The 1,547-nt window shown below is 62.8% G+C and carries 1 protein-coding gene; it reads right to left on the bottom strand.

The annotated features are described in order from the left end of the window. Positions 1–141 precede the first annotated feature (141 nt). On the bottom strand, positions 142–1,446 hold the full coding sequence (locus LY05_RS15000) for a DUF499 family protein (RefSeq protein ID WP_249041969.1): 1,305 nt from the start codon (positions 1,444–1,446) through the stop codon (positions 142–144). Between the last annotated feature and the right edge of the window lie 101 nt (positions 1,447–1,547).

The raw sequence follows: 1,547 nt of genomic DNA, 5'->3' as shown, positions 1-1,547 counted from the left end.
ATGATTGTCCCATGAGATGGTCCTCCTTTCCCTGTATCGCACGGAAAGAAGGTTAAGGGAACAGATAAGGGGGGAACCGGCCCGAACACGGAGTTGCGCGAAAAGGCTACCTGCGCCCCGGCTTCTTCGAGTCGTTCGAGGTCAGCGAATCTGCTTCTCCATCTTCAACGTGTTGGCATTTTCGGTCAGCGTCCGGACCTTGTTGCGGTCAAGGCCCGAGGGCACTTCGGCATCGATTTCGACCCGGATCGTCACTTCCGCTCCCGCAATGGCGGTCAACTGGTCGATGATCCCCTCGATGATGTTGGACATGTCGCGAGCCGGTCGGTCGGGTGACAAGAAGGCCGTCGCCGTGAAACGCGTCGGAAGACGGGGTTCATCCGGCGTTTCCCTTCCGCCAGGCGAGGCCTTCGGATCTTGACCACGCTCGCCCGGTGGGGTTGCGCCCCCCTTGCCGTCGGCCTCTCGCTCCGCGGGTTGCTCGCTCTGTTTCTTGAACCACGCGGCGATGTCCGACCGGACGATGACGGAGTCGCCGCCAATCGACACGACTGCCTTGTCCCCGTGGTCGAGCACCAATCCGCGATAGGATTGCGCTTTCTCATCCCACGCTTCGGCATATGCGAATGGTCCGGGAACCAATCCGCTCACGGCGGCGCGAACCGACCGTGCCAGCGTATCGCGGTTCTTGAGCCTGGGCAGGTAGATGTAGCGATTGAGATATTCCCACAGATCCCCCAGCGAGAGATGGGGCTTGTCGTTCCAGATGTACTTTTCCAATACCGAGTTGAGCCGCACGGGCCCGATCTCGGGGAACAGGGCGTCGTCGTTCACGAGTTTCCGGCTTGCCCGGCTCAAGACGCCATCCTGCGTGGGAATTCGCGCGCTGGCGAAGGATACGTCCGCCTGCGGCGTTTCCTGGTAGGGATAGATCAGGTAACACCAGCTTTCCTGCAGCCGCGTCTGCAGGGTGGATTGCGCCTCCTTCAGCTTGTCCCGGGCCAAGGCGATGTCGCTGACCATGAGATCGAGCCGCCCGGATTCCGCATCCCGGACGATTTCCGCCCAGGCGAGCGCGGCGCGCATCGCCTGTTTGAGATGGTCGAGCTGCTTCTCGTCGGGCGCCAGGAACACAAGGGTGTTCCTGTAGACCCGCGGCGTCGAGCCGCGCTGCTGGAGGATGTTGCGTGCCTCCGTCATGGCCTCCGAACGTTCGCGGCCGGTGTGGTGCGGATACGCCACCCCAAGCGCCACGATCCTGACGCCGCCCGGCTCGTCCGGGACCTCGGATGAATCGCCGGGCGCAACCTGAACCGCATCGAAGTCGCCGCGCTCCTTCAGGCCGTTGACGTAGGTCTTGAGCGCCTTGTCGAGCTCGTCGAGGATCAGCGCCTCCTCGAACTGCGCCGCGCGGTCGGCCGCCACGCGGTTGAGGCTCGGCGTCATCGAGTACTGACCTGCTCCCCTTAGAGTCCGCGTTTAAGCGTTAGCTCTGTTCAGGGTTTGGTCCTCTCTTGACCGTTTGTGATACTCCCGCGGGGTGAGCC

It is taken from the genome of Oceanicella actignis (assembly GCF_008124525.1).
GTDB classification, from domain to species: domain Bacteria; phylum Pseudomonadota; class Alphaproteobacteria; order Rhodobacterales; family Rhodobacteraceae; genus Oceanicella; species Oceanicella actignis.
This window is presented reverse-complemented; position numbering and strand designations above follow the sequence as displayed.

Coding starts and splice junctions, on each gene's coding strand:
- LY05_RS15000 (WP_249041969.1), bottom strand. CDS start 1,446: ATGACGCCGAGCCTCAACCGCGTGGCGGCCGACCGCGCGGCGCAGTTC.